At 41.6% G+C, this 4,245-nt stretch carries 4 protein-coding genes and 1 pseudogene; all 5 read right to left on the bottom strand.

Annotated features, from left to right (window positions below):
• Positions 1-381 precede the first annotated feature (381 nt).
• The 5 genes and pseudogenes from BIY37_RS10185 to BIY37_RS14395 all read right to left on the bottom strand — a co-directional run bounded on the left by BIY37_RS10185 (position 382) and on the right by BIY37_RS14395 (position 3,654).
• Positions 382-612: a DUF2283 domain-containing protein gene (locus BIY37_RS10185; protein ID WP_070067741.1), complete on the bottom strand. Its 231-nt coding sequence runs from the start codon at positions 610-612 to the stop codon at positions 382-384.
• Positions 613-1,221: 609 nt separating this feature from the next.
• Positions 1,222-2,457, bottom strand: a pseudogene (locus tag BIY37_RS10180) (ISAzo13 family transposase).
• 31 nt (positions 2,458-2,488) lie between these two features.
• Complete coding sequence (locus tag BIY37_RS10175) at positions 2,489-2,893, bottom strand: integrase core domain-containing protein (protein WP_070067740.1); 405 nt, start codon at positions 2,891-2,893, stop codon at positions 2,489-2,491.
• Between the two features lie 269 nt (positions 2,894-3,162).
• On the bottom strand, positions 3,163-3,426 hold the full coding sequence (locus BIY37_RS10170) for a helix-turn-helix domain-containing protein (protein WP_070067739.1): 264 nt from the start codon (positions 3,424-3,426) through the stop codon (positions 3,163-3,165).
• A gap of 63 nt (positions 3,427-3,489) precedes the next feature.
• Positions 3,490-3,654, bottom strand: coding sequence for a hypothetical protein (locus BIY37_RS14395; RefSeq protein ID WP_420886192.1), 165 nt, complete (start codon positions 3,652-3,654; stop codon positions 3,490-3,492).
• Positions 3,655-4,245: the final 591 nt, after the last annotated feature.

Raw genomic sequence — 4,245 nt, 5'->3', positions numbered from 1 at the left:
GATACGCGAGAAGTGGTTTGCGAACAAGATGTTTGATAGTATGGCTGCAGTTGAGGACATACTCATGGACGCTTTGGTGACACTGGAAAATGACAAGAAAAAAATCGCCGGGATAGCTGGCTTCGACTGGATTGTTAGTATTCCTTTGAATGCATCTTAGTATAAGTAACGATGAACCATGTTTACCTTACATCCTATTGATGTGTTTGATTTGGCAGACGAAGCCTTCCCTATAAATTGCATCGATATAAGATATAAATATGCCAAACTATTGGAGGGCACGGATACCTGGTGCAATCTATTTCTTTACGGTTGTCACATACAAACGGAGCGCTTACCTAGAAAGCACGGCGAATCATCGGGCACTGCGATGAGTTATTTTTAAATCGTAACAGTTTCAACTTTCTCAATAGGGAGGTTTTCGATAATTATGTTTGAGAGAGATTCCCGGGACAGTTTTTTTGTTGCATCGAGGATTTCAATGCCAATAATGTGCCCTTTTTCATCAACATCAATGGTAACGCCGTCTTCTATGTCAATATTATCGAATACACGCACCTCTTTTAGTTGGATATATAAGGCATCTGCTTCTTTATCGTATTCTATCTTCACGTTAAATTACCTCCATCCTTTCTGTTTTTTCACGGCCGTTATAACGAGTATTTTATCTGTTTCTTCTCTGTATGTCACTCTGAGATATTTTTCGAACGTCTTTTTCCATGCATTCAACCTGTTTTCTGTTGATGGCTCAACAAAATCAGGTTTCTGTATCGTAAGTTCTATTTCGGATTCTGTAATTTCATGTCAACGCATCCTGTTTTTTGCGTGGCGTGGATATTGAATAGGTTTAGACATGCCCTGTATGCTATGGGATAAAAAAAATATTGTCAAGATAAAATGTAATAAAACAATATAACATGTTACTGTGATAACGTAAGATGGATGGGTTTCCATGAAAGGCAATTTAAAATTGACAAGGTGTGAGCTAAGTTGAAGTTGGGTGAGCGATGGTGTCAGAAGAAAAGATGGGGGTCGAATCTTTCAAAATGACAATTTCCGTTCAGTGAATTTCACAAAAGAGGAGGGCGACACATCTGGACATTCGATAATATATTTTTGGTTCTTATCCCAATTCGTTTGCAAAAGCTTGTATAATTTTAAGAGTAAAGTATCGTTCGTCCAGGAAGCCGTAAGGAGTCTATTCAAAATAACATGAACAACTTAGTGTTTTCTGTGACGACGTGGAGATAGGCGATAGTTCCACTCACCATGAAAATCACATTTTGTTATTGCGAGCGTTTTCATCTGATCTTCGGTAATCTTTGTCCCTGTCTCATATAATCTTTCATCGAGTCCGGTGGAGATAGTCAACCCTTTTGTAGTTTTTGTATTACTGATCAAATTCACAACGGTCATCATGCTTTCCAGCGGACGACCGTGCCAATTCTCTGTAATATGACAGAACATACGATGCTCAATTTTATTCCATTTACTGGTGCCAGGAGGAAAATGCCTGACATGGATAACCATTGCCAATTCATCCGCAAGCCTCTGTAGCTTCAGCTTCCACAATCGAACCCTCGCACCATTGCTGCCGCCACCATCTGCCATTATCAAAAGTTCCTTCCCCTTCGGATATACACGCTGACCCATCTGTTTCCACCAACGACGTATTGTCTCAACGGCAAACTCCGCAGTGTCGTGCGTTACACCGACACTTACCCACCCTTCATTCCTTCCTATATCCTATACACCATACGGAATTGCTTTGCCAAGCTCCTTGTTGGCAAAGTCATGCATATTCACTTCAAGCGGTTCGCCCTTTCTCTGCCATTCCCGCCCACCATTCTTGAAGTTGCCTATCAATTCCTTCTTCTTGGTATCTACAGAGATAACCGGCAAATTACGCCGCAAAAAATCATTCACCGTTGTGTTGATGTGCTGGAATTGCGCATTCCTGTCCTCGTGTTCAATTCCCTCTCGCGTCTTTCTGTTAGATTGCATGCTGTAACCAAGTTCATCCAATAGACGCCACACGGTTGCCTGTGAAACGGCATGCCCCATGGACTGTAACTCAGCAGCAAGGTTTGTGGTGCTCTTGCATGCCCGGCGAAGTGCCGACATCGGGTCGCCTCGCGTAACAGGGTCGAGAAGTGTATCCATATCTGCCAGTAATGTTTCATCGGTTTCTTTCTGGCGTTTTCTGCCTGCCCCAGGTCTTCTGACTCTACCTGTACTGCTCTGAACTTTTTCGTCCAGCTTTAAATCACACTGCCTCAACTCTTGGATGCCTGTATGTATTGTTGTTCTCGATGCACCACTTGATTTAACTACTTGGCTAACACCCTCATATCCTAGCGATTCAGCATCTGCTGCCATACAGAACCGAAAAGATCGCTCGTCCAAAAGTAACGAGAGTTTATTATATTTCATTGATATTCTATCTGCATTCTCCATGCATAAAACCTATCACAAATCAGTAAGTTGTTCAAGTTGTTATGAATAAACTCCTAAGCCCGCGGTGCGGTTTTTTATACGGATAATATCTCAGAAATTGCTCATTGACTTTTCTCAATCGTGTAAGGGAAAGACAGGTATGCCTTCTCAGTACCCTTTCCTGCCAAAGATCATTAAAACTCTCAACCGTGGCATCTCTTCCCGGCTCGCCTTGTGGAATAAATACTACGTGAATACCCAAAAGCAGATGAAGGCGAATAACCTGAGAAATACTATACGGGTATCTACCTCCTCCCGTGGCAGCCATTTCATTGTCCATCTGCGATACCTCTGGGATTCCAAGGTTTCTCCATGTTTCAAGCAGGTGTTTGCTCAGAGAAATCGACTGCTTGTCGGTAAACTGACTCGCCCAGACAGTACGCCCTGCAACATCCACCGTATGAAACGTATAAAATCGGATAACCTTGTCAGTACCCCTGAGAATCTTGGCCCTACAAGATCAGTCTGGTGGAGTTCTCCCATATTTCCCGCTTTAACGTAGGGATAGGGTTGTTTTTTTTCATTTTCCTTCCGCCCTTGTTTGTTGCCCGTTTTTCCATATCGAGAAAGTATTCGTGCAATGGTAGGTATCGATGGTATATCCCGAATCTTTCCCTGATCGAGTTCCCATCGGATAACTTCGGCGTCTATGCCAGAAAAAGCAGATCAACGTGTCTTGTGAGCCTCCAGTTCTTCTCGAAGAGAAAGTATTTTGTTTAACCAATCGTCCAGAAATTTTTCTCCAAATTCGTCTCGGTGCACGGCTGCGATCTCTGAGACCTTTGTTTCCACATCTTTGTATCTGCTAAGCCATTTATACAGCCATCCACGACTCCTTTGTACCAACGGAAGTATCTTGTTGTATCCGTGACCCTTCTTATACAACGGTATCGCTTGATACCGTTTTTCATATTCTTTTTGATTCTCCATCGTCTCCTCCTCCAAAATTGTTTTTGGAGAAAGTTTAGACGATGTTCACAAAAGTTCACGATGTTATGATATAAACCCCTTAGCAATGAGCTTTGTTGTATCACGGTCAATTTCTTTGTGTCTGCCAATTGGAATATTAAGTTTTCCATTGGTAAAAATGGTATGATTACTTCCCTCCCTCCCTCCCTCCCTCAGAAATTCAAATCCATATTCTTTTAATGCCCGGATGATCTTTACTCTTTTTGATACTTATGGCAATACATTTTACATTCGGGATTTCTTCTGGTCATCCTGAAAGATTTTGATTTGTCAGAAAAATAGTTATAGTTCAACCCACCGCAGAGAACGCAAAGATCGCTGAGGATGCGATAGAGATAAAACATTAACAAAGTACAACAATTCTTCCTTTCCATTATTTTTCCGTCTTCTCCGCGCCCTCTGCGGTGAACTATTAGCAAGAATCTTTATCTGTGTAATCTGCGGAATCTGTGGTTCCAAATGTTTTATAGGTCTGTGGCCTTGCCTCTTTAGAGAAATCATTTTTATTTTTTTTCTTGACATGGGGAAAAAACAATGTATCTTGCACACACTAACACACCTTATCAATAAAAATACATCACGATAAGAGCAAACCCCGAGTGATCAGGGGACGCAAAGTAAAGGGTCTTTTCCAGGCGTACACGGATGTAGGTTGCAAAAGACGGGTTTGCGGTAGCGATAAAAAAACAGCCCTATGGAATATGTCAATGAAAATTAGACACATTTAAAAATAATTTAGACTCTAAAGGTAGAGTCGAATTTTGTTTTGGTTGATTAATC

Source organism: Candidatus Brocadia sapporoensis, from assembly GCF_001753675.2.
Taxonomy (GTDB): Bacteria; Planctomycetota; Brocadiia; order Brocadiales; family Brocadiaceae; genus Brocadia; species Brocadia sapporoensis.
The sequence above is the reverse complement of the archived record's forward strand: the minus strand, read 5'-3'. Positions and strand labels throughout refer to the sequence as shown.